This is a genomic window from Vibrio sp. Scap24 (assembly GCF_013394185.1).
Classification (GTDB): Bacteria; Pseudomonadota; Gammaproteobacteria; order Enterobacterales; family Vibrionaceae; genus Vibrio; species Vibrio pomeroyi.
The window spans coordinates 1,908,724-1,932,711 of record NZ_CP041332.1; the positions used below are offsets into that span (position 1 = coordinate 1,908,724).

The 23,988-nt window shown below is 45.3% G+C and carries 20 protein-coding genes; 9 read left to right on the plus strand and 11 right to left on the minus strand.

The window, feature by feature from the left end:
- Positions 1 to 157: 157 nt before the first annotated feature.
- The 3 genes from FLM53_RS08405 to yihA all read right to left on the minus strand — a co-directional run bounded on the left by FLM53_RS08405 (position 158) and on the right by yihA (position 2,929).
- On the minus strand, positions 158 to 757 hold the full coding sequence (locus FLM53_RS08405) for a GTP-binding protein (protein WP_176680684.1): 600 nt from the start codon (positions 755 to 757) through the stop codon (positions 158 to 160).
- 139 nt (positions 758 to 896) lie between these two features.
- Positions 897 to 2,090 carry an ISL3 family transposase gene (locus tag FLM53_RS08410; RefSeq protein ID WP_176680685.1) on the minus strand — a complete coding sequence of 398 codons (1,194 nt, stop codon included), beginning with the start codon at positions 2,088 to 2,090 and terminating at the stop codon, positions 897 to 899.
- Positions 2,091 to 2,269: 179 nt separating this feature from the next.
- On the minus strand, positions 2,270 to 2,929 hold the full coding sequence (yihA, locus tag FLM53_RS08415) for a ribosome biogenesis GTP-binding protein YihA/YsxC (RefSeq protein WP_017631972.1): 660 nt from the start codon (positions 2,927 to 2,929) through the stop codon (positions 2,270 to 2,272).
- A gap of 148 nt (positions 2,930 to 3,077) precedes the next feature.
- Between yihA and FLM53_RS08420 the strand changes: the two genes are divergently transcribed.
- The 5 genes from FLM53_RS08420 to hemN all read left to right on the plus strand — a co-directional run bounded on the left by FLM53_RS08420 (position 3,078) and on the right by hemN (position 7,632).
- The gene (locus FLM53_RS08420) at positions 3,078 to 3,695 is read left to right on the plus strand and encodes a cytochrome c (protein WP_017631971.1); all 618 of its coding nucleotides are present in this window, start codon (positions 3,078 to 3,080) and stop codon (positions 3,693 to 3,695) included.
- A 571-nt stretch (positions 3,696 to 4,266) separates the two neighbouring features.
- On the plus strand, positions 4,267 to 4,905 hold the full coding sequence (locus tag FLM53_RS08425; protein ID WP_176680686.1) for a class I SAM-dependent methyltransferase: 639 nt from the start codon (positions 4,267 to 4,269) through the stop codon (positions 4,903 to 4,905).
- Positions 4,905 to 5,462: a Der GTPase-activating protein YihI gene (yihI, locus tag FLM53_RS08430; RefSeq protein ID WP_176680687.1), complete on the plus strand. Its 558-nt coding sequence runs from the start codon at positions 4,905 to 4,907 to the stop codon at positions 5,460 to 5,462. The genes FLM53_RS08425 and yihI overlap by 1 nt, the downstream gene beginning before the upstream one ends.
- Before the next feature lie 6 nt (positions 5,463 to 5,468).
- Positions 5,469 to 5,957: a DUF2489 domain-containing protein gene (locus FLM53_RS08435; RefSeq protein ID WP_017631968.1), complete on the plus strand. Its 489-nt coding sequence runs from the start codon at positions 5,469 to 5,471 to the stop codon at positions 5,955 to 5,957.
- 283 nt (positions 5,958 to 6,240) lie between these two features.
- Complete coding sequence (hemN, locus tag FLM53_RS08440; protein ID WP_176680688.1) at positions 6,241 to 7,632, plus strand: oxygen-independent coproporphyrinogen III oxidase; 1,392 nt, start codon at positions 6,241 to 6,243, stop codon at positions 7,630 to 7,632.
- Between the two features lie 73 nt (positions 7,633 to 7,705).
- On the opposite strand, the gene FLM53_RS08445 is transcribed toward hemN, so the two are convergent.
- The 5 genes from FLM53_RS08445 to glnA form a co-directional block, all read right to left on the minus strand.
- Positions 7,706 to 10,327, minus strand: coding sequence for an EAL domain-containing protein (locus tag FLM53_RS08445; RefSeq protein ID WP_176680689.1), 2,622 nt, complete (start codon positions 10,325 to 10,327; stop codon positions 7,706 to 7,708).
- A 108-nt stretch (positions 10,328 to 10,435) separates the two neighbouring features.
- A complete protein-coding gene (gene glnG / locus FLM53_RS08450) occupies positions 10,436 to 11,839 on the minus strand; it encodes a nitrogen regulation protein NR(I) (protein WP_017631965.1) in 1,404 nt (467 codons plus the stop codon).
- 109 nt (positions 11,840 to 11,948) lie between these two features.
- Positions 11,949 to 13,025 carry a nitrogen regulation protein NR(II) gene (gene glnL / locus FLM53_RS08455; RefSeq protein WP_017095622.1) on the minus strand — a complete coding sequence of 359 codons (1,077 nt, stop codon included), beginning with the start codon at positions 13,023 to 13,025 and terminating at the stop codon, positions 11,949 to 11,951.
- A gap of 168 nt (positions 13,026 to 13,193) precedes the next feature.
- Positions 13,194 to 13,751 carry a DUF4124 domain-containing protein gene (locus FLM53_RS08460; RefSeq protein WP_176680690.1) on the minus strand — a complete coding sequence of 186 codons (558 nt, stop codon included), beginning with the start codon at positions 13,749 to 13,751 and terminating at the stop codon, positions 13,194 to 13,196.
- 228 nt (positions 13,752 to 13,979) lie between these two features.
- A complete protein-coding gene (gene glnA / locus FLM53_RS08465) occupies positions 13,980 to 15,389 on the minus strand; it encodes a glutamate--ammonia ligase (protein WP_017631962.1) in 1,410 nt (469 codons plus the stop codon).
- 563 nt (positions 15,390 to 15,952) lie between these two features.
- Here glnA and typA point away from each other — a divergent pair.
- The gene (gene typA, locus FLM53_RS08470) at positions 15,953 to 17,788 is read left to right on the plus strand and encodes a translational GTPase TypA (protein WP_086711625.1); all 1,836 of its coding nucleotides are present in this window, start codon (positions 15,953 to 15,955) and stop codon (positions 17,786 to 17,788) included.
- A 397-nt stretch (positions 17,789 to 18,185) separates the two neighbouring features.
- Here typA and FLM53_RS08475 read toward each other — a convergent pair whose 3' ends face one another.
- Both FLM53_RS08475 and FLM53_RS08480 read right to left on the minus strand, forming a co-directional pair.
- Positions 18,186 to 18,716 carry an AAA family ATPase gene (locus FLM53_RS08475; RefSeq protein WP_176680691.1) on the minus strand — a complete coding sequence of 177 codons (531 nt, stop codon included), beginning with the start codon at positions 18,714 to 18,716 and terminating at the stop codon, positions 18,186 to 18,188.
- Positions 18,717 to 18,747: 31 nt separating this feature from the next.
- A complete protein-coding gene (locus tag FLM53_RS08480; protein ID WP_061039846.1) occupies positions 18,748 to 19,389 on the minus strand; it encodes a DUF2959 domain-containing protein in 642 nt (213 codons plus the stop codon).
- 204 nt (positions 19,390 to 19,593) lie between these two features.
- Here FLM53_RS08480 and FLM53_RS08485 point away from each other — a divergent pair, with 204 nt between their 5' ends.
- From FLM53_RS08485 to FLM53_RS08495, 3 genes are read left to right on the plus strand one after another with little or no spacing between them, the layout of a single operon-like run.
- Positions 19,594 to 20,535: a virulence factor BrkB family protein gene (locus FLM53_RS08485; protein WP_176680692.1), complete on the plus strand. Its 942-nt coding sequence runs from the start codon at positions 19,594 to 19,596 to the stop codon at positions 20,533 to 20,535.
- Positions 20,507 to 20,941 (plus strand): D-aminoacyl-tRNA deacylase, encoded by a 435-nt coding sequence (dtd, locus tag FLM53_RS08490; RefSeq protein WP_004735590.1) that lies wholly within the window; start codon positions 20,507 to 20,509, stop codon positions 20,939 to 20,941. The genes FLM53_RS08485 and dtd overlap by 29 nt, the downstream gene beginning before the upstream one ends.
- A gap of 16 nt (positions 20,942 to 20,957) precedes the next feature.
- Positions 20,958 to 21,893: a bifunctional GNAT family N-acetyltransferase/hotdog fold thioesterase gene (locus FLM53_RS08495; protein WP_017633229.1), complete on the plus strand. Its 936-nt coding sequence runs from the start codon at positions 20,958 to 20,960 to the stop codon at positions 21,891 to 21,893.
- A gap of 59 nt (positions 21,894 to 21,952) precedes the next feature.
- On the opposite strand, the gene FLM53_RS08500 is transcribed toward FLM53_RS08495, so the two are convergent.
- A complete protein-coding gene (locus FLM53_RS08500; protein WP_256099345.1) occupies positions 21,953 to 23,923 on the minus strand; it encodes an AsmA family protein in 1,971 nt (656 codons plus the stop codon).
- Positions 23,924 to 23,988 lie beyond the last annotated feature (65 nt).

Here is a 23,988-nt window from a genome sequence, read left to right on the forward strand (position 1 = left end):
TACTCTTTTTTTCACGCTCTAGCTAACCGCCAATTTTTCCTAAATCTGGAATTTGATCAGCAATTGGTAATTTAAATCCACACTTAAATTGATTGTTTTATCATTTGAAATAACTTTTATTTTACAAGTTGCCGATAAAGGATTGATGGATCACGCCTTATTTATCAGAGCATTGAGTCGGTGAATGCTCAATGTAGTCCATGATTTCTTGCTGCTTCTCGGTGCTGTATTTCAGTGCTTCGGCAGTGACTTGGATAGATTGAGCCATAGAGGAGATATTGTTAGTCGCTTTAACCAAGGTTTGTTGCATGGGTTTGAGGATTAGCAGGTAAATAGCGGTCAGGGCGATAATAATCACACCGACAACGGCAACCAGCGCGATGATGACTTTGGTTTGGATATCGTCGAGCAGCGTTTGGCTTGTCTGTTTAAAGGCGACGCGTGATTGATCTAAGGCTTGTGGCAGTTGATTGAGCGAGGTCTTGGTTGTGTCTGCAAGCTTGTTGATGCTTTCAACCGTTTGATTAAGCGCCAGTTGTTGTTCATCGCTGAGGTTAGGATTATTGACGATGGCTTGCAAAGATTGTGATATCACTTCGAGTGACTCGCTTGCTTCCTGAGCGTACTTTTCCATACCGTCGAGGTCTAAGGTCATATCGACGTTGATCAGTGGTGCTTCCGTGGGTTCTGCGTCAGAGGCGTGGCCTGTAACAGGTATCAGCATCATTGCCATTACGGCCAAGAGTGTTTTCCACATGAGTATTCCTTTCTCTATATTCTGTTTATCAAAGTCTGTTTTTTAGTATGGTCCACTTCTGTTGCTTATAATGGGTTTATCTCGTTTTTTATCCTTAGTTTTTGAGTTTAACCCGCTAATTTATAGATAAAAAAATGGTTCATCGCGGCTTTCCGGGGAAAGCCGCTTTTATCTTCAAGAAGAAGTAGTCTGTATCTCGATACCCATACCCCATTCGCTTGATTAACTTTATTTTGTTGTTTATCCCTTCTAATGTGCAGGTGTTGAGCGGATAACTTGCCGATGCAATAATACCGTGAAGATAAGGCCTCAGTTTTCGTGCGAACTCTTTCAATGGCTTAATTCCACTTTCTTGCACTTGTGCCCACCATACCTCCCAGAGCCCCTTAGCATGTGCTTCTGATTCACAATACCAAAGCTCTTTGAGTTGTGAGCCGAGTATATAAGTGGTCATTAAGTCCTTATTGATGTTCAATATTTCGGTAAGGTAGCTATCTTGCCGTGGATTTAAGTTGCTTCTATTTTTCAACAATACCCAGCGTGAGCGCTTGACCCATTGCCTCGTTTTTTTATCTTGCTTGAGTTTGTTGGCTTGGTCGACTCTGACTCTATCCATCACCTCACGACCGAACTTAGCAACAACATGGAATAAGTCGTAAACGATTTTTGCGTTCGGGCAGTACGCTTGAACTTCAAGGTCAAAAGCCGTATTCATGTCCATCGCGACCGCTTCGATATTGTTGCCATGCTTGCCTAACTGCTCGAAGAACGGTCGTATGTCCTTGCGGCCACGGCCTAACCCTATCCAAATGACTTGGTGAGTCTTAGCATCAGCGATGACTGTGGCATATCGGTGCCCTTTAAAGATGGCGAACTCGTCCATGACGAGTTGTGTTAACTCCTCCCATTTCACCGAAGGTACAACTTGGCGAAGTCGACGTTTATCTATCTCTTTAATGGTGTGCCAATGAACGCTCGTTAACTGGGAGATATGCTTAATTGGAAGAAGAGGCAGTAGTTGTTCTATATAGCTTTTTAGGCGCTTCGTTATACGAGCATAAGGCTCCAACCAAGATAGAAACTCTGTTTTTATGCCGCAGTCACGACACTTAATCCTTCGAGTTTGAACGGAAAGTTCAACAGGAACACTGAACAACATCGCCTCTTTCACATGACGCCATTGATACTCATGGATAGCCTCGGCTTCAAGACCGCAAAGGCATTTAGCCTCAGAGTTAGGTTTAAGAGTCAGTGTAATAAGTGATGCTGTCTGGTGAGACTTTACTATTTTAAAGCCTTCCCAGAATGAAGATAGGAAAGTATGATTCGGCATGAAAACGGTAGTTTGTGTATGATTTTTGTTTGGCGACTAAACCATATCACTTACTACCGTTTTTGTTTTTAGTTCCCGCTAATCCGCGATGAACCAAAAAAATACCCCACCTATATAAGGCAGGGTATTGATAAGGTGCGATCACTTGACCGTCGTGAGCTAGTCCCTCTATATAGAGACTACTCTGAATCGTTGTGTTCTTCGTCTGCTAGCTCATCGATAAGCTGGTCTGCAAGTGCTGGCGCGAACCACTCATCCATCTTGGCACGCAGTTGGTCAACACCGATGCCTTTCATAGAAGAGAAGACATCAACCGCTACATCACCACCGAAAGATTTTGCATCGTTACGGATTTTCAGTAGCTGTGCTTTACGCGCACCGCTTTTCAGTTTGTCTGCTTTTGTTAACAAAACCTGTACTGGGATGCGGCTATCGATAGCCCAGTAGATCATTTGTTGGTCAAGGTCTTTCATTGGGTGACGGATATCCATCAATACCACTAAACCTTTCAGGCTTTCACGTCGTTGTAGGTATTCACCTAGCGACTTCTGCCATTTTTTCTTCATCTCAAGTGGTACTTGAGCGAAGCCATATCCAGGCAAATCGACGATATGACAACCGTCTGTCACCTTAAATAAGTTAATTAGCTGAGTTCGACCTGGTGTCTTACTGGTTTTCGCCAAGCTTTTTTGGTTGGTAACGCGATTTAACGCGCTAGATTTACCAGCATTGGAGCGTCCTGCAAACGCAATTTCGATCCCTTCGTCTTCTGGTAAATGACGAATATCAGGTGCACTGGTAATGAAATGCGTGTTTTGATAATGAATTTTTACGCTCACTGTTAACTCCATCTCGACTTTGTGTAGTCGATTGATTACTTTTTTGTGAATTTGTGTAAAATAACCGTGCTCGGCATAAGGTCGCCTATTGTACCATGAGTGGCAACATAGAGTGGTACTGGAAGCTTGATAATTATAATGGAATGTCATGAAGAAATTAGCGCTAATTTTGAGTCTTTTAGCCAGCTGCTCAGTATGGGCTCAAGGTAGTATTGAAGCTGGTAAAGCCAAATCACAAACATGTGTTGCCTGCCACGGTGCTGACGGCAACAGTCTGATCACTCAGTACCCTAAGCTGGCTGGTCAACATGAGAAGTACCTAGAGAAGCAGTTAAAAGAGCTTAAGCTAGGTATGACAAGTGGTGGTAAGCAAGGTCGTTACGAACCTGTAATGGGTGCAATGGCGATGCCTTTATCTGAAGAAGATATGGCTGACCTAGCGGCATACTACGCATCTCTACCTATCTCTAGTAACTCTACTCCTGAAAATGTAGTAGATGAAGGTAAGGTTCTTTACACGGCGGGTAACGCAGAACGCGGCCTAACGGCATGTATTGCTTGTCACGGCCCACGTGGTAACGGTACCGAACTTTCTGGTTTCCCTAAGATTTCTGGTCAACACGCAGATTACATCAAGGCTCAACTTGAAAAATTCCGCGATGGTAACCGTAATAACGACATGAATGCGATGATGCGTGATGTAGCTAAAAAGTTAACAGACGCAGAAATTGATACCTTATCGAAGTACGTTGGTGGTCTACACTAATTTGTCGGTTTCTTGCTCTTAGCCAGAGTGAAGAAATGTACGTTCGAGCGAGATTGAAGAGACGCCCCGATCAATTATGGTCGGGGCTTTTCTTTTTGGCAGGTTTTCTTTTGATTGTCACTAGTTATGAATCAATTGTTTATGTCTGATTTATCTATGTGTGATCAATTTGTGTTCGAAAGTGTGAACTCGCACTATTGTAGTCTTTTTGTAACACGGTAAAGTAACCGCCATCAGCTAGGAGCTGACTTAGATATGGATGATCATCTAGTCTAACGGTATAGACAGAAATGGATCAGGCTAGGACAGCCCAGCAACAAGGTGTTAGAAAAGGATAGCCAAAACTCATCAGGACGATGAACAACAAACAAATTTGGCATGGAAAGCACCAATAACAAATGGAGATTTGTGTACCAAGTTGAGTATGCAAATTTTGGCCGATATAGGCAGATTTAGAGAGCGATAGGTTTTCCTATCGCTTTTTTTATTGATTTGATGAAAAAACACCCAATACCTCTCCACTATAAACGCAGTTTCTGGTATGTTTCGCATCCCTGTTTAAGGATGTGCTATGTATACTTGTCCCTTATGCCATCACCAAGGCGTGAATCACTATTTTGAAGACAAACGCAGAGCCTATCTGCAGTGTCAGCAATGTGAACTGGTATTTGTTAAACCTGAACAAAGGTTAGAAGCAAAAGAAGAAAAAGCACACTATGATCTCCATGAGAACGATCCTAGTGATGCAGGCTATCGCCGTTTTTTATCTCGCATCGCGGATCCACTAACAGACAAAATTTCATCCAACTCACACGGGTTGGATTTTGGTTGTGGCCCAGGCCCTACGCTATCTATCATGTTAGAAGAAGCCGGACACACCATGGAGTTGTACGATATCTATTACCACCCAGAGACTTCTGTGTTGGAAAAAACGTACGACTTTATGACTGCCACGGAGGTGATTGAACATCTTTATCACCCAGATAAAGTGTGGCAGCAATGGTTGAATTTAGTTAAACCCAGAGGCTGGATTGGTCTTATGACTAAGCTAGTAATAGACGTAGATGCGTTTGCTGGTTGGCACTACAAGAATGACCCGACTCATGTTGTCTTCTTTAGTCGTCAAACATTCCAGTTTTTGGCAGAGCGGGATAAGCTCGAACTAGAATTTTTTGGAAATGATGTAATTTTACTGAGGAAAGTGCAGTAATGGCTCGTAGTAAAAAATCAAGAAAGCCGGGAGCTCTTGGCGCTCCGGAACCTATGGTTACTCGCAACCGTAGCGAATCTGATGTTGAAGGTCGTGAACGTAAGCGTGTTAAAAAGCGCAAAGGCCTAAAATCTGGCAGCCGTCACTCAGATGGTAGCGAAGCAAAACAGCGTAAAGCTGCACAAGCTCGCGACCCTCGTTTAGGCAGCAAGAAAAAAATCCCGCTGATCATTGAACCAGCGAAGAAGCCAACGAAACAAGAGCGTAAGCTATCTAACGAACAAGAGTTAGAGATGCTTGAGAACGATGCTCAACTGAACACGCTGCTAGATCGCCTTGAAAATGGTGAAAACCTAGGTGCAGGTCTACAGAAGTTCGTTGACGAGAAACTTGATCGTATCGAACACCTAATGGGCCGCTTAGGTCTGTTAGAGCCAGAAGAAGACGAAGAAGAGATCTTCGAAGAAGCACCAGTTGCATCTAAGAAGAAAGCAAGCTCTGACGAAGACTTGCTATCTCAATTCGAAGACTTCGACTTAGACAGCTTTAAAGGTTAATAGCCAATGAACGTAACCTTATTAGCAATTGCTGGTGGAATTATCATTCTCGGCTTGGGCTCTTACGCAGGTTACCTTCTACTTCAAGTGAAGAAGCAGACGGAGTTGCAAAAGCAGCATCAAGCACTAGCCATTGAGAAACGTAACGCGACGATTTACGACAACGTAAATACCTTGTGTTTAGCGGGCATTCAAGGGCAGTGTGATTTACCTGAGATCAGTATCCGAGTGTGTATCATTATGGATAACGTTCAGGGTGATGAGCGTGTCGATTTAGATTCTGAATATCCTGCTCTTTCTGAGCTGTACCACATCGTTAAAGATATGGCGCGCGGAGAGGAAAGACAGGAACTGACGAAGAAAGAACGCATGCAGCAGAACCTCACACGCCACAAGGCAGAGACTCGCTTGAACGATGCGGTTATCGAAGATTTGAAAAGGTTGCAGGAGAAGGTTAAACCTCTCAACAATCAAATCAATATTCAGATGATCTAGTCGCTAAGACTATTAATATAGAGGCTCGTTTAATACACGGTGTATTTAAGATTCATTATCTTTAATCCCGAGTGCTGAATGAGCCTTCTTACCTCTTGCACCCCTGTATTTCGGTGCATTGTTAGTGATCAAGCTAGCAGTTCTGAGTTTTTATCTGAAAAAAAGATTTTGTCTTGAAACGACCTTACAAGTCGTGTGGCAAAATAACCCGTCTATATTTTAATGTATGTAAAATGATTTGAGAGACCTTAGGTTCTCGCGGATCTAAATTGGAAGTACCGCTATGTCGAGCAAGCCAGTAACAACGAATCAGCAAATCGTTTGGGATCAAGAGATCTTAAACAAGTACAACTATTCGGGACCTCGTTACACCTCATACCCAACTGCGTTGGAGTTTCATGAAGCGTTTACCGTCGCTGATTACGACATGGCGTGTACGCAATACCCTGAGCGTCCACTCTCTCTTTACGTGCATATCCCGTTCTGCCATAAGCTTTGTTACTACTGTGGTTGTAACAAGGTCATTACTCGTCACTCGCACAAAGCGGATGAGTATCTAGATGTGATTGAGCATGAAATCCGCCAACGTGCGTCTCTGCTTAATGGTCGCGAAGTGACTCAACTGCACTTCGGTGGCGGCACACCAACCTTCTTGAGCAAGACTCAAATCACTCGTTTGATGATGATTCTGCGTGATGAGTTTAACTTCACTGCGGATGCTGAAATTAGTATCGAAGTAGACCCTCGTGAAATTGAGCTCGATGTGCTCGATCACCTACGTAACGAAGGCTTTAACCGCCTGAGTATCGGTGTTCAAGACTTCAATAAAGAAGTGCAGAAGCTAGTTAACCGTGAGCAAGATGAAGAGTTCATCATTGCGATGGTTCAACGTGCTAAAGAGCTAGGCTTCCGTTCGACTAACCTAGATTTGATCTACGGCCTGCCAAAGCAGACTCAAGCGCTATTCGCTGAAACACTGAAGCAAGTACTTGAGATGAAGCCGGGTCGTCTATCGGTATTTAACTACGCGCACATGCCACAACTGTTTGCGGCGCAGCGTAAGATTAAAGATGAAGACCTGCCGGAAGCAAAAGAGAAAATGGCTATCCTGCAAGATACTATCGAGACTCTAACGGGGGCGGGTTACCAGTTCATCGGTATGGACCACTTCGCTCTACCTGAAGACGAGCTAGCGGTTGCACAGCGTGAAGGCATCCTGCATCGTAACTTCCAAGGCTACACGACCCAAGGCGAAGCGGACCTAATTGGTTTCGGTGTTTCTGCTATCTCTATGGTGGGTGATGCTTACGCACAAAACCAAAAAGAGCTGAAGAAATACTACGCTCAGGTCAATGACCTGCGCCACGCACTTTGGAAAGGTGTGGCACTTGATAGTGATGACCTTTTACGTCGCGAAGTGATAAAGCAGCTTATCTGTAACTTTAAGCTTGATAAGACCATGATCGAGTCTGAGTTCTCGGTTAACTTTAATCGTTACTTCAAGGAAGACTTAGAGCTTCTACAAACCTTCATTAATGATGAGTTGGTTGAAGTCGACGACAAAGAGATCCGCGTGACTCTGCGTGGTCGTTTGTTGATTCGTAACATCTGTATGTGTTTTGACAAATACCTACGCGCTAAGGCTCGCCAACAGCAATTCTCTCGCGTGATCTAATCGCTCGATTGAGAGTAGAGACATAAAAAATAGAGACATAAAAAATGCCAGCATTATGCTGGCATTTTTGTATCTATAGTTTGTTCACTCGATCTTGTCGGCTTGGTTTAACTGATGCTCTCTTGGCTTCGGTATTCTGTTTGATTTTACCATTCTGTTGAGCATTGCTTAGATCGGTTGGCCATTGGTCAAAAGGTACTGGACGACTGTATAAGAACCCTTGTGCTTGTGGGCATTGCAGCTGCTTAAGTAGGTCTGCTTGCTGCTGAGTTTCAACGCCTTCGGCGACTAAGCTGACCTTGAAGCCTTTGGTAATGTTGACGATGGCTGCAACAATCGAGCTGTCTAGATTCTCTTTGTCTAGCTTACTGACAAAGCTACGATCAATCTTCAGGCAATCAAATGGCAGTTTGTGCAGGTAGGCCAGTGACGAATATCCAGTACCAAAGTCATCAATGGCAATTGAGATTCCCAATGCTTTGAGAGTCAGCATGTTTTCGATGATGGTTGGGTCATTATCTATGATGCGTGACTCAGTGATTTCCAGCGTAAGGTTTTTGGCCGGTAGTTTGGTATCACTCAGCGTGTTTTTAACTAAACCAATAAACCCTCTTTCACTGAGCTGGTCGACAGATAAGTTAACGTGAATCGAGAAATCTTCGCTCCATTTTCCTGACTCAATCGCAATTGCCGTATCTCGACAAGACTTGTGCAAGATCTGCTTACCAATATCGTAGATAAGTCCGGTTTCTTCTGCCAGTGGGATGAATTCCAGTGGTGAGATAATGCCTTCGTCGGTGACCCAGCGAGCCAAAGCCTCAGCGCCTATCGTGGTGCCTGATTCGAGGTCGATGATTGGCTGATAAAAGGGTTCAAATTGCTGCAGCTCAATTGCTTTGTTCAGTCGAGCCAACATCTTAGTGCGGTGTCGAGAGGCGTTGCCCATCTCTGGGCTATAGATGCTGACGCGTGTTTTATCTTGTTTGGCATTACTTAATGCAATGCTGCTATTACGAAGCCACGACGTAATATCTTGATCGTTGGATACATGCACAACACCAATCGAAACCTTGACCACGACACTTTCAGATTCCATCGCAAACGGCGAAGCAAAGGTTTGAACCAAGCGGTTAGCAAGCAGTTGAACGTCTTCCTCTTGGGTGACGTTGGGTGCGTATATGGCGAACTCATCACCGCCCGTGCGTGCCAATAGGTAATCTGATGGTAGCGTGCCTCTCAATCGAGCGGCAGAGATGATAAGCAGCTGGTCGCCATTGTAGTGACCTAGGCTGTCATTAATGTCTCGGAAGCGATCGATACCAACCAAGTACAGCGTGCCTTTTTCGGTTGCTGCATTTTTCTGTGCTGCACCGATAAAGCCTTCTCGGCTGTAGAGTTTGGTCAACGAGTCATAGGTCAATTGAGACTGTAATTGTTGGAATGACGCTTTCAGGTTGTTGGCCATTTCGTTGAAGGCCTCTACTAACATACTGGTTTCGTAGATATTGCCTGACTTCGGCATACTGCTGTCCCAATCACCTTTGGCAAGGCGTTTTGCGGCATCTGCGGTGGAGGTGATGGGCTGGGTCACACGATTGAAAGCGATTAATCCCGCGATAATCCCAACGCAGCTAAGCGCGAGTCCAAGTAGCCAACTGTCTCTTTGGTTTTCAGGTAATTCACCGAGTAGATTACTTTCTGGAATCGACATACCGATAAACCAAGTGAGACCGTGTTTGTCTTCATAAGGTGTTATTTGGTTAAAGTATTGCTCGCCATCCAATGTGAACCTGAAGCGTTGTACGCCCATATCGTCAATCAAGTGCAGTTGATCAACGTAATTGGCACTCTCTCGTATTACTGGGTTGGCACTTTCTGTGGCTAATAAGCGTTGGCCTTTATGCGTCTTACCTGTGCCCCATGAAACCACACTGCCGCCACCGGAGTGTGCGACTAAGCGTTGTTGCTGATCGATGATATAGACAGAAGCATCGGTCTTGTCTTTTAAGTTCTTCAGGAATGCGTTGAAGGTGTTGATCTTGATGTCGCTGACGATGACCGCTTTAAACTCGTTGTCGGAATAGATAGGAGCGAGGGCAGAAAGAGTAATCTCTTGGCGCTCATCCGCATTGGCATAAATTGGCGACCATACTGCTTTTTTCTCATTAACAACCGGTGTGTACCAAGGGCGGACTCTTGGATCGTATCCGGAAATGACCGAGCGAATGTCTTCGCTAATCTTGCTACCGCGGTAGATGACGAGTTGATCTTGGGTTCGTTCATCTTGCACCATTAAGGTGTAGCCGTTGTTGGCCTCTTTACGAAAACCGACATAGTTGCCATCTTCAGAACCAAAGCCGATCACATCCAACTGCGGCACGGCAGTGAAATGGTCGGAAAACTTATAAAGGATGTAATCTTGAACCTTACTGAGATTACCGGGCTGATAGAGCTTGTGGTAACCAATGTTGTGGCTGAGGGAGAGGTTCGCGTGAAAGGGTTTTTCTAAAAAATCGGAAAGACTTTGATGAACGTTGTCAGTGAGTGATGCTAGCTGACGTGCACTAATATCACTCACCATCTCTTTGTAGCTTTGCTTTTGAGTGAAAACCATTACGCCCATAGTGAACAGAAATATCATCACGAAGGGCAGAACCACTGCGGTTCTCAATGTAATTTGGGTTTTCAAAGACATCTTTAGCTACAACTTTGGTGAATAGTGTACTGTAATTGTACCGACACTATTCAAACCAAGCGACACTTTTTTGGTTAAAAAGTAGCTGCATCGAGAGTCATATAATGCCTAGTACAGTTCTTTAAGCTTACGAGTTAGGGTGTTTCGTCCCCATCCCAAAACCTTCGCTGCATCCTGTTTATGACCATTAGTATGGTTGAGCGCAGCCTCTAGCAGTATACGTTCAAACTCTGGCAGAGCATAAGTCAGCAGCTCCTTTTCTCCTGAATCAAGCGCACATTTTGCCCAATTCGCAAGCAGTTGTTGCCAGTTGTCTCCAGTACCGGAAGTGGTCACCACTTTCTCTTCCAACAGCTCTGGTGGTAAGTCCGAAGGGAGTATCTCACTGCCACTCGCCATTACGGTCAACCAACGACAAATGTTCTCAAGCTGACGCACGTTACCCGGCCAATTGAGCTGGTTTAGCTTCATTATGGTTTCAGGGTGCAGTGTTTTCACTTCAACACCGAGCTCTTCAGCGGCTGACGCTAAGAAGTGATGAGTCAGCTTTTCAATGTCTTGTTTACGTTCGCGCAGTGCAGGGATGTGAATTCGGATTACATTGAGTCGGTGGAACAAATCCTCACGGAAATCGCCTTCATGCACCAATCGTTCAAGATCTTGGTGGGTTGCCGCCACGATACGCACGTCAACCTTAACCGCAGAATGACCACCGACACGATAAAACTGACCATCAGAAAGCACACGTAATAAGCGAGTCTGAATATCGAGTGGCATGTCACCGATCTCATCAAGAAATAGGGTACCGCCGTTGGCTTGTTCAAAGCGCCCTTGGCGAACGCTATTGGCTCCGGTAAAGGCACCTTTCTCGTGGCCAAATAGCTCTGATTCAATCAGGTCTTTAGGAATAGCTGCCATGTTGAGGGCGATAAAGGGCTTCTTTGCTCTTGGGCTGTGGCGATGTAAGGCATGAGCCACTAACTCTTTACCTGTACCGGATTCACCATTAATGAGTACGGAAATGGATGAGCGAGACAAACGACCAATCGCTCGGAAAACTTCCTGCATCGCCGGTGCTTCGCCAATGATTTCAGGCGCGTTGGTCTCTTCAGTGACTTCGCTGGCTTGTTCGCGCTTTTGTTCTTGGCTGTGTGCGATCGCTCGCTCTACTAGCGTGAGTGTCTCATCGATATCAAACGGCTTTGGTAGGTATTCGAAGGCACCTTTTTGGTAAGCATTTACTGCAGCATCAAGGTCGGAGTGTGCCGTCATGATGATCACTGGCAAATCGGGAGAGCGTTGATGCACTTGATGCAGCAGCTCAATCCCGTCGATACCAGGCATGCGTATATCAGACACTAATACGTCTGGCGTTTCGCGCTCAAGAGCAAGCAACACGCTCTCTGCATCAGCAAATGTTTCACACTTTATATCCGCAGATGAAAGTGTTTTCTCTACTACCCAGCGGATAGAGCTGTCGTCATCGACGACCCAAACGTATCCCTTACTCATAATTCAATTCCTTTGCAGCCAAATCTATTGTGATAATCATTGTTGTTTTTATTGTTCGTATTCTTCGTTGCCATGAAGCTCACTTTCTCATCGAGAAGTGTCGTTTCGCTTATATCGGCAAATAAATCGTGAATGTGGTGTTACCTGGCCAGCTCTCAACATCAATTTTTCCGTTGTGCTGATCGATCAAGTTTTGAGATATCGATAACCCTAAGCCTGTGCCACCCTCTCGTCCGCTGACCATTGGGTAAAAAAGCGTGTCTTTTAATTCGTCGGGGATGCCCGGGCCGTTATCGCTGATCTCAATTCGAGCAGCGAGCTTGTGTCGCTGCCCATGAATGTTTGCTTGGTGCACCGTTCTGGTGCGAATGGTGATTTTCCCTGATTCTTGCGTCTTTAGAATTTGCGCTGCATTACTCACGATATTGAGCATGGCTTGTTCAACTTGCGCAGAATCCATCAAAATCGCAGGTAGGCTTGGATCGTAATCTCGTTCGATTGCGAGCGTCGAACCTGATTCGAGCTCAACTAGCTGCCTTACTTTTTCGAGTATCTGGTGAAGGTTCTCTTCTGATTTGGTTCCTGGCTTTTGCGGGCCAAGTAGGCGATCGACTAAAGCACGTAAGCGGTCGGCTTGCTCAATAATGATCTGGGTGTACTCATTCAGAGACTGATCAGGGAGCATCTTTCCAAGCAGTTGTGCTGCCCCTCTTAAGCCACCCAACGGGTTCTTGATTTCATGCGCCAAGCCACGCACCAACAGCTTAGCCGCTTGTTGTTGTGCGTGTTGGTTAAGTTCTTGGCTGAGTCTTCTTTGCTGGTCTATCTTGCGCATTTCAACCAATAACAGCGTCTCACGTTGCCAAGAGATAGGGCTAACCGTCACCTCAAGCATCAGAGGGCGGTTATCAACAACGAAGGTCACATCGCTATCGGTAATGCTTTGGCCACTTTGTAGCGGTTGGGTCAGCAATGCCAAATCAAGAGAGGCGTGTTGGATAAGCTGACTCAGTGGATGATCAACAATGCGTCGCGCACTCTGTGAAAAGAGTTGTTCAGCCGCCGGATTGGCGTATCGCACATAGAGTTGCTCATCGAGCATCAATGTCGAAGTCACCATATTGTCGAGAATGGCGCTGGAAAGATGATGTGTATCTATGCTGTCGCTTTTGGCTGATCGATTCACTATTTCGTCCTTGAACTGGTGTTTTTCTCACTGCACCAAATTGGTGCGTAGCTAAGTTCAAGTATGGCGCATATCAACCAGAAGCTAAAGATAATTCATTAGAGTTGCTGAAAGCTGCTTCGATTAGGTGAAAAGTAGAGGTAATTCAGTCTCTTTTAACACATTGGCCTACTTGAGCGTCGCTCGATGTAAATACACGGTGACTGGACTAGTAGATGCAATAAGCTTGCCGCTTCTATGTGCTTGAATTGCAATGGTGTGAGTACCTCGATCGATACCTTTTAATTCCCAGTTAGCTTTGGTTTGAGGAGCCCCGTAACGGCGGCCATCGAGCATCAATTGCAGCTGCTCTCCAATACCGAGTTTTCGGTTAAGCTCGATTTGAATTGGGATTAAACCGCGGTTGCTACGGATAGTTTGATCATGAATGGGTGTCAGCATGGTGAGCGTTAACTGAGCCGGAGCCTCGCGTTGTTTGGTTTCGGTTTGTGGCTGAGCTTGAGTGGGCGTTGCTGTTGAAGTTGCAGCATCAACGGGAGTCGAGGCTTCAAATTTAGGGGCGGGTGCTGATGCTTGTACGTCTGGTAGGCGAAGAGACTTAGCGCTTTGATCCGTCGGGGTGTCACTAAAGTGGAGTACGCCATCCTCATCAACCCAGGTATATACAGTTTGAGCAGAACACGAGAACGCGACTGTTAACCCGATTAGGAACAGTATGTTTTTCATATCTTTAGCCTCTTTCCACCCTTGGGTGGTTTCACGTTTGGCATTGGTTTATTGGTTTTGATTTTGTTGTATTTCGCGCGACAGCCTCTGAGGGCTTTTGGCTAAGATATGGTACGAGGAAGCTGGGGGAGGGAGAATATAAAAAAGGCCCGCCTGCGAGGCGAGCCTAATATTTAGTTAGCGATTCTTACAAGGTTGCAGTAAGAAATGGCTTATCTCTACCAGAGATTAAACTGAGTAGTACAGTTCAAACTCAAGTGGGTGTGTAGCCATGTTCACGCGTTGTACGTCGTCAGATTTCAGAGCGATGTAAGAATCGATGAAGTCGTCAGAGAATACGCCGCCAGCTGTTAGGAACTCACGGTCTTCGCTAAGCGCTGCTAGAGCTTCTTGTAGAGATTCTGCAACTGTTGGGATTTCAGCTGCTTCTTCTGCAGGAAGGTCGTATAGATCTTTATCCATAGCTTCGCCTGGGTGAATCTTGTTCTTGATGCCGTCAAGGCCAGCCATAAGCATTGCTGAGTAGCATAGGTATGGGTTAGCTGCTGGGTCACCAAAACGTAGTTCGATACGACGTGCTTTAGGGCTTGGTACTACTGGGATACGGATAGAAGCAGAACGGTTACGTGCTGAGTAAGCAAGCATTACAGGTGCTTCGAAACCAGGTACAAGACGCTTGTACGAGTTAGTTGATGGGTTAGCAAATGCGTTGATTGCACGAGCGTGTTTGATTACACCACCGATGTAGTAAAGAGCCATTTCAGATAGGCCGCCGTACTTATCACCAGCAAACAGGTTAACGCCGTCTTTTGCTAGAGATTGGTGAACGTGCATACCAGAACCGTTATCACCAACTAGTGGCTTAGGCATGAAGGTCGCTGTTTTACCAAATGCGTGAGCAACGTTGTGTACAACGTACTTGTAGATTTGAGTTTCATCAGCTTTCGCTGTTAGCGTGTTGAAGCGAGTTGCGATTTCGTTTTGACCCGCAGTTGCTACTTCGTGGTGGTGAGCTTCAACTACTAGGCCCATCTCTTCCATTACTAGACACATTGCTGAACGGATGTCTTGAGATGAATCTACAGGAGCTACTGGGAAGTAACCGCCTTTAACGCCAGGACGGTGACCTTTGTTACCGCCTTCGAAGTCAGTACCTGTGTTCCAAGCTGCTTCTACGTCATCGATCTTGAAGAAAGAACCAGACATGTCGTTTGAGAACTTAACGTCATCAAATAGGAAGAACTCTGGCTCTGGACCAACTAGAACTGTGTCTGCGATACCTGTAGAACGTAGGTACTCTTCAGAACGTTTAGCGATAGAGCGTGGGTCACGGTCGTAGCCTTGCATTGTTGCAGGCTCAAGAATGTCACAACGGATGTTTAGCGTTGCGTCTTCTGTGAATGGGTCCAGTACAGCAGATGCTGCGTCTGGCATCATTACCATGTCAGATTCGTTAATGCCTTTCCAACCAGCTACTGAAGAGCCGTCAAACATTTTGCCTTCTTCGAAGAAGTCTGCATCAACTTGGTGAGAAGGAATAGAGATATGCTGCTCTTTACCTTTTGTATCAGTAAAACGTAAGTCGATAAATTTAACTTCGTTCTCTTGGATCAGGGATAGTACATTTTCTACTGACATCTTGGATAACCTCCAGTGTTATTAATTCGGTATTAGCTCGATTCGGTTGAAACTAGCATTGATTAATGTCTATAAGTGCATTAATCGATGCTGATTTATCTATAGCCAAAAACGTGCCAAAAAAATTATTCCATTAATTTCAATGATTTAACTGTTTTTAAGTTTTGCTTAATCTACTTTTTGCACCAAAATGATCTCTGATTGCACTTTATTGGTGCAATCGTTTGTCTGTGCACCAATATGAGACAATAAGCGAACACCATTCAGCAATGAATTGCCTAAGTTGTCAATCCACTTTTGTCATTTTGCCGGAGATTTGGCTTGTGACTCGCGCGTGATGCTTTTTTAGAATCCTACGAATCGGGCTACCCAACACTGTACTGAATCAAAGTTAAGAGGATATGAATCGCTAACTAAGAAAAAAGCCTTGGTTCAGATCACATATTTCTGGGTTTTTGTCTAGAATCTGGTATATTATTGACCGTTTTTTAAATCAAGCTAGCGGTTATTATCCAAACTTTTGAGATAAGTGACGGCTACTTTTATGAGTGAATCGAGAATCCATGTCTACTCCACAGATTGATAAGTTAAGAAATATCGCGATCATCGCGCACGTTGACCACGGTAAAACGACTTTGGTTGATAAACTGCTACAACAGTCAGGCACTCTTGAGTCTCGTGGTGAAGCTGAAGAGCGTGTCATGGATTCGAATGACATCGAAAAAGAGCGTGGCATTACCATTCTTGCTAAGAACACAGCAATCAACTGGAATGATTACCGCATCAACATCGTAGATACTCCGGGACACGCGGACTTCGGTGGTGAAGTTGAGCGTATCATGTCTATGGTTGACTCTGTTCTGCTTATCGTTGACGCAGTTGACGGCCCAATGCCTCAAACTCGTTTCGTAACGCAAAAAGCATTCGCACACGGTCTTAAGCCAATCGTTGTAATCAACAAGATTGACCGCCCAGGCGCTCGTCCTGATTGGGTTATGGATCAAGTATTCGACCTTTTCGACAACCTAGGTGCTACTGATGAGCAACTAGACTTCACAGTTGTTTACGCTTCAGCTCTAAACGGTTGGGCAACAATGGAAGAAGGCGAAACTGGTACAGACATGGAACCATTGTTCCAAGCTGTTGTTGATACAGTAGACGCGCCTGCAGTTGACCTTGACGGTCCTCTACAAATGCAAATTTCGCAACTTGATTACAGCTCTTACGTAGGTGTTATCGGTGTTGCTCGTGTTACACGTGGTTCTGTTAAGCCAAACCAACAAGTAACTATCGTTGGTTCTGACGGTAAGAAGCGTAACGGTAAAGTAGGTACAGTTCTTGGTTACCTAGGTCTTGACCGTCACGAAGTTGAGCAAGCTAACGCTGGCGACATCATTGCAATCACTGGTCTTGGTGAGCTGAAGATTTCAGACACTATCTGTGACCAAAACAATGTTGAAGCAATGACTCCGCTTTCTGTTGACGAACCAACAGTAACAATGACGTTCCAAGTAAACACTTCTCCGTTCGCGGGTAAAGAAGGTAAGTTCGTTACTTCACGTAACATTCTTGAGCGTCTAGAAAAAGAACTAGTACACAACGTTGCACTACGTGTTGAAGAAACTGATAACCCAGATCGCTTCCGTGTTTCAGGTCGTGGTGAACTTCACCTATCTATCCTGATCGAAAACATGCGTCGTGAAGGCTTCGAGCTAGCTGTATCTCGTCCAGAAGTTATCATCAAGAAAGACGAAGATGGCAACCTAACTGAACCGTTTGAAACTGTGACTATCGACGTGCTTGAAGAGCACCAAGGTGGCATCATGGAAAACATCGGTCTACGTAAAGGTGAGCTAACTGATATGTCTCCAGATGGCAAAGGCCGTGTTCGCATGGACTTCATGATGCCTTCTCGTGGTCTTATCGGTTTCCAAACTGAGTTCCTAACTCTAACGTCTGGTTCTGGTCTTCTTTACCACTCATTTGATCACTACGGTCCTCACAAAGGCGGCGTAATCGGTCAACGTAACAACGGTGTTCTTATCTCGAACGCTACTGGTAAAGCTCTGACTTACGCACTATTCAACCTACAAGAACGTGGTCGTCTATTTGCTGAGCACGCGGATGAAGTATACGAAGGTCAAATCATCGGTATTCACAACCGTTCAAACGACCTAACAGTAAACTGTCTGAAAGGTAAGCAGCTAACGAACGTTCGTGCATCTGGTACTGATGAAGCACAGGTTCTTTCGCCACCTATCCGTCACACTCTAGAGCAAGCTCTTGAGTTCATCGACGAAGACGAACTAGTAGAAGTAACGCCAGAAAGCATTCGTATCCGTAAGAAGCTTCTTACTGAAAACGAACGTAAGCGCGCAGCACGTCCAGCTAAGGCTTAATTGCCAGTTGACTAGCTTCTAGCTAAGTAAATAAGAAAGCCCCGAGTAGCCTAGCTGCTCGGGGCTTTTGTTTTTTAGTTTGTTTAGATTCGAGTAGACGGGATGCGAAGAGCATGTTCGATATCTATTTAGCGAATCGTCCTTCCAGAATCCAGGAACGAGATATCAGGAATCTTTTTACGGCATGGAAGATATTCTTTATCACGCTCGTGCCTCGCTGTAGGGAATTACGGAAGTTTGTTTAGCACGAGTTAGACGAGATGCGTGATACGAAGAGTGTGTTTAGACTGGAGATAGCCAGATACTAAGAGGGTAAGTATCTTCGGTGCCCGCTATCTTTTATCCATTCCTGTCATCGAATCGTCATTCCAGAATTGAGGAATGAAATATCTGGAATCTAGATTTTGATTCCTAGGTGGCTTTCAACGAATTGCACTCGCTCTGCTACCGACATAAATGGCACTTCAACCACCTCATAACCTAGCTCCTGATAGATTTTGACCAGCGTGTAGTGAATCTCTAACGCTTCTTCAAAGGGATAAGGTCGCACTTCATCTTGCACATAAATCGAAGCCTCTGGGCGGCAGAACAAGACTTGTGAGTGGTAGCCTTGGCTTGCTTCTCGATAGGTCGCATCTATCTCTAGTTTCGCCTGAGCCAAATAGCCACAAATGTCGGGAATGGCACGATCGAGGAACGCAATCGGGTGCTGCCTCGCTTGCTCTTTCTGCTCGCTCATTACACCTAAACATAGCTGAGCAAAGCCCGGAAGATCTAACCAAGGCAAGATGCCGTCTTCAAGTTGACTCTGCTGTTCTATTAACTGACGAGAGGACTCTGCGAAGGTTGGGTAGCCCGCATCTCCCAAGGCATTAATTAGTGTGGTCTTTCCGGCGCCAGGGCCGCCAGTAATAATGATTGGGTTCATACGGGCTTATCTTGATTCGTTTCTAATGACGTTATTTCTGGTTCAGTTGAGCTAGGAATTTATCCGATTCTGCGATGGCAGCATTCATCTGCTTAATCGCGTAGGCGATGTCTTTTTCTAAGCTCATAAACTCACCTTGCAAAGAGCCAACCGCGCTCGCATTGAGGTTATGCTTTAAGTAAAGCGTGTTGTCTCGAAGGGTATTGAGAACCGGATCCATTTTCTTCTCAGCACGCTTCATAGCTGACAACATGGTCTTGTAAGAGGATTGAGTCTCGCGCAGTTTTTGTTCGCTTGAGCGACGCAGTGAGTCACTGGTGTAGAGGTCTAACTCTCCCTGCCACTCTTCAAATAGTGCATCCGACACATCTTCAATTGCAGCAATACGATCACTGACATTTTGAGCGGCTTTTTCGCTGTCTTGGTATTTGTCATTGATTTGGTTGTACATGTCTTCTAGGTCGCCGCCACTGAAGTTAGTCAGGCTGCTGAGCGCTTCAAGTGCGCTGGTAAACTCTTCCTGAGCATCCTGCTGTGACTCTTTCGCGTCTTCTACTCTGTCGACCATAATGTCGCGTTTGTGGTAACCCACTTGCTCCATTGCGGAGTAATAAGCTGACTGGCATCCAGTAAGAGTAAAAATAGAGAGGACTATAACTATTAAATAAGGCATCCTAGTTTCCTATAGTTAAATAATATCAATCGTAGTAAATATCCGCTCAACCTAGCTTGTTAAAATGCTCGATAACGGCGTTAGAGTTTTTGATTGTAGAATAACTACTTATCAAAAAAGCTGCCTTGTTCTCTAGCCTTTTTCCTACGCTATTTTTGAACATTTATTCACTGTGATTGATATGTCGGAATAATAATTAGGACTATGAACGAGTTACAAGGGAGTTACAAGTTGAAGATAAAAAAGGTCGGCACACTCAGCATTCATTTTTCTCGCTATCTTTTGGCGCGAATGACGCACGATAGAGTCAATGTGAATGCGGGGTACTTGGCGTACATTACTTTGCTCTCAATCGTACCGATGTTGACGGTTCTGCTCTCTATCTTATCGTCATTCTCTATCTTTGCTGATGTTGGTATCGTGATTCAAAACTTCGTCATTACCAACTTTGTTCCAGCGTCAGGAGATGCGGTGCATGGTGCCTTGCTCGAGTTTGTTGCTAACACGGGTAAGATGACGGCGGTCGGTAGTGTGTTCTTATTTATAGCAGCACTGATGCTGATCTCTAACATCGATAAGAACCTAAACTACATCTGGCGTGTTACTGAGAAGCGACGTGCGGTACTGTCTTTCTCTATGTACTGGATGGTGCTAACACTTGGGCCTATCTTGGTTGGGGCGAGCATTGCGGCTACTTCGTATGTGACATCGCTCAGTCTGCTACAAAATGAAGTGGTATCTGGCGCTTTTAATACCGTGATTCGCAAACTTCCTTTGATTCTCTCTTTCTTTGCGTTCTTCGGTTTGTACTTGTTGGTTCCCAACAAAAAGATACATTTTTCTCATGCAGCGGCAGGCTCTCTGGTTGCGGCTCTGTTGTTCGAACTCAGTAAGAAAGGCTTTGCGGCCTACATTACTCAATTCCCTTCTTATCAGCTGATCTATGGTGCTTTGGCGGCGATTCCGATTCTTTTTGTCTGGGTGTATTTGTGTTGGCTGATCGTATTGGTTGGTGCTGAGGTGACGGCAGCGCTCGGTGAGCACGAACAGTGGAGTGACACGCAAGAAATGGTACACTCTTCGGATAACGACAAAATCACAGAGCAAGGAAACAACAGTGATAGCACTGATCCAGAGAGTAAGTGAAGCTGCCGTCCGTGTTGATGGCGAAGTAGTTGGTGAGATTGAGCAAGGCTTATTAGTTCTGTTAGGCGTAGAAAAAGGTGATGACGAAGCCAAAGCCAAACGTTTGATGGAACGAGTGACCACTTATCGTGTCTTTGGAGATGAAGACGATAAAATGAACCTCAACGTGAAGCAGGTAGAAGGCAAGGTATTAGTGGTATCTCAATTCACTCTGCCAGCCGATACCAAGAAAGGCACACGAGCAGGCTTTTCTCGCGGTGCTCACCCAGAAGATGCAGAACGTCTTTACAACTATTTTTCTGACCAATGTGAATCAGTGTTGCCAACGGAACGTGGCCGATTCGCAGCCGACATGAAAGTGTCTTTGGTCAATGATGGCCCAGTAACATTCTGGCTGCAGGTTTAGGCTTAAAGGAATAAGCATGTTTAAACTCATAACTCCAACCACCGAAAATCAACTAAACAAGTATTACCATTTTCGTTGGCAAATGTTGCGCGAACCATGGCGAATGCCTGTAGGTTCTGAGCGTGATGAATATGATGGCATGAGTCACCATCGCATGATTGTCGATGGTCGAGGTCGTCCAATGGCGATCGGCCGTCTTTATATCACTCCCGATCTCGAAGGTCAGATCCGCTACATGGCGGTTAAGAACTCTCGTCGTAGCAAAGGCATGGGCTCACTGATTTTGGTCGCCCTAGAGTCGCTGGCGCGTCAAGAAGGTGCTAAGCGTTTGGTGTGTAATGCACGCGAAGATGCGATCTCATTCTACGAGAAGAATGATTTTGAACGTCGTGGTGAGATTAATGACCAGCGTGGTCCTGTGCGTCACCAACAGATGGTTAAGCACCTTGACCCAATGGCAGACGTACTGCGCAAACCAGAATGGTGTAATGAACTGCAGCAGCGCTGGGAGCATCAGATCCCTATCAGTGACAAGATGGGCATCAAGATTAACCAGTACACGGGTTACCAATTTGAGTGTAGTGCTCAACTGAATCCAAACCTGAACCCGCACAACACCATGTTTGCAGGTTCAGCTTTTACGCTGGCAACCTTAACGGGTTGGGGGATGACATGGTTACTGATGAAAGAGCGCGGCCTAACCGGCGATATCGTTCTCGCAGACAGTAATATTCGTTATCGCCATCCGGTCGAGCAAAACCCTGTCGCCTCTACTTCTTTAGACGGTATCAGTGGTGACTTGGATCGCCTAGCATCAGGCAGAAAGGCGCGTATCATTATTCATGTGACCATTCATAGTGGCGATGTGGAAGCGGTAGAGTTTACCGGAACCTATATGCTGATCCCTGACTACAAGAAAATCCTATCGACTGATAGCAAGGTGAGTGAATAACGTCACTATTGCTTGATGAACGCTTGCTTAATGGAAGGTTGAGTTATTGATTGAAAGCGCTACTCCTGAGGAGTTGCGCTTTTTTGTTGGCAGTCATTAATCTCTGAATATTCAGCTTGGTCGAGCTTTCCTGAGATTTGATTGCATTGGTCGGACAGAGTAATAGAAAGCGTGTGTTGCTCGGCTTTAAGCAAGTCGAGCTCTCCAGAAATCTTACCATTGAGTGTTTGAACCCTTTTTTCGCCTTGCTCTGCTGCTGATGCACCAATAATGTGCATTGGTTCGAGCGTGAAGCGACCACGGTCAAAATTCGCATTGAGCTCTGGGATTTCAAACACGTTATCTGTTGATGTTTCGGAAAGCTTATCGTTAAAGGTCATCACTCCTTGGCGAACGCTGCCTTTGAGTTGACCTGTGGTCGAATAGCCAAGCATAAGTGAGTCACCATACAAACCTGCAGCTTGAAGTTCGAATTCACCATAACCGGTAGCATCAAGCGGTAATTCCAGTTGTTGCAGCATTGGAGAGATAGGCAAGCCATCGGCAGATATATCTATACTCCACGGTTTGCTTATTTGGTTAAAGTCGAGTGTTGCATTGGCTTCAACATAACCATTCTTTAATGGCATAAACAGGCGTGTCAGTGTCCACTTTCCTTGTTCACTATTCATTTCAACCACAGGTTGGGCGCTGAGGATACTTTGGTAGCTGGCATCGTTGGCGCTGGCCATCAATTTGCCTTGCCATAAACCTAGCTTTCTATTTTGCAGTAGTTGAACGTGATGCCCTTCGACATGCAGCCCTGATACCTGCCAGTAAGGTTTCTCTGCGAGTTGAATGAGTTGGGTTCGCTCTACATTAAGTCGGTCTATAGAGGCTTGTTGAAGCTCTGTAAGCCAAGGTATTAGTCGTGCGGCGGGTAGATGATTGTCTTGGCTTTCGGTAATCCACTTGATGCCTTGAAGATCAAGCTGTGCCAAATCAATAGCAGTAGGGGTAACTTTACCATTTAGCTGAATACTGCCTTGCAGGAATTGTGTATAGAAGTCTTCAACCAAAATTTGGTTGGGGTTTAGGTTCAGCTTAAGGCTTGGGTCGATGAATTGATCATTGTCTAAGGTGACGCCTTCAGCTTGCAGAGAGAAAATTGCTTTCTGTTGCTTCCACAGTTCAAAAGGCAATTGGATATTTTCTAGTGAGGCATCAAAGGCTGCAAGGTGACCATCTTTCCACTCTATGTCGCTACGCAGAATATCTAAGCTGTTGATGTGGTTGATCTGAATGCCTGCCACATCCCATTCTTTGTTCAATAGGCTTTGAGTTTGTTCTTCATTTAATCGCAAGCCATCAATCGTCACATTCACCAATGACCAGTCATGTTGATATTGTTCAGCTTGCCCAGAAATCTTGGTACCACGCCAATCAAAGGAAGCGCCATAAAGGGTGCTGTCACTCGGTTTGAGGTCTAGGTCAATCAACAGATTATCGAAGGCTTCGCCTTGCCAATATAACTGCGAGGCTGAAAGTTGGGTTTTGCCATAGGGTAGTAGTGAGTTTTGGTTATCCCAGACGGGGTCTGCGATCTGCAGGTCGATGCCTCGTGCATTAAAGTCTGGAGTCGAGAAATCTAGGTTATTGAGCGCTAGCTGACGGAGCTTGAGGTTTGGTTGGGTAAACACTGATGTGAGTGTGTCCAGATCGTCGGCTTCTAACTGCAGGCCGCTGATCAATACAGAGTCCAAAACCAGCTTAGCATCAAGAAGAGAGTCTGGGCTGAACCAGATGTCGGCCTTGTCGATATACAGAGGGGGGTGTTTTTCAGATTGGCTTTGGGTGATGCCCATCAAGGTGATGTGATAAGGCGCCTGATACTCAACATCTTCAATGAGCACCGGTTGTTCAATCGTATGCTTGATAAAAAAGTTAGCAACATCGGCGCGGTATTGAGTTTGTAGGCTTAATAGCAACGCTGCGATCACCGCAACGGCGATAGCCAACACAATGCCAAACACCATGAATACCTTTTTCATTCCCTGAAAGCCTTAAATCTCAATAGTCTTAAAACAGAGTGGAACAAAAAGGGTCAAGCATCAAC